The sequence below is a fragment of the Pseudoalteromonas sp. S3178 genome (assembly GCF_005886985.1).
GTDB classification, from domain to species: domain Bacteria; phylum Pseudomonadota; class Gammaproteobacteria; order Enterobacterales; family Alteromonadaceae; genus Pseudoalteromonas; species Pseudoalteromonas carrageenovora.
The window spans coordinates 1-322 of sequence record NZ_PNCW01000363.1; the positions used below are offsets into that span (position 1 = coordinate 1).

At 45.0% G+C, this 322-nt stretch carries 1 protein-coding gene; it reads right to left on the reverse strand.

Features of this window, described 5'->3' with window-relative positions; genetic code table 11:
* Nucleotides 1–322 (reverse strand): hypothetical protein (locus CWC11_RS21310; RefSeq protein ID WP_138684206.1); only part of this gene is annotated, 322 nt, incomplete at both ends.

A 322-nucleotide genomic window follows, 5' to 3' on the forward strand; every position in this document is an offset into this window, starting at 1 on the left:
TTACCATTTTTAGTCAAATCGCCTGATATTGGGTTCCAACTATCACCTCGATCGTCTGAACGCCAAACCCGTTGTGATGCAAAATATAGTCGCTTGGCATCGTGACTGGATACATTAATAGGTACATCCCAGTTAAAGCGCTCAGCAGGCTCGCCCGGACGCGGTTGCGGTTTTATATAAACACCTTCACGGGTTTTTAGATCATGACGTGTTAAATTGCCTTGTTGCCACTGTGAATACATAATATCTGGATTACCCGGTTCTACCGCAGGTTGATGGCCGTCACCACCTAGCGTTAAAAACCAGTCTTTGTTTTTGATCC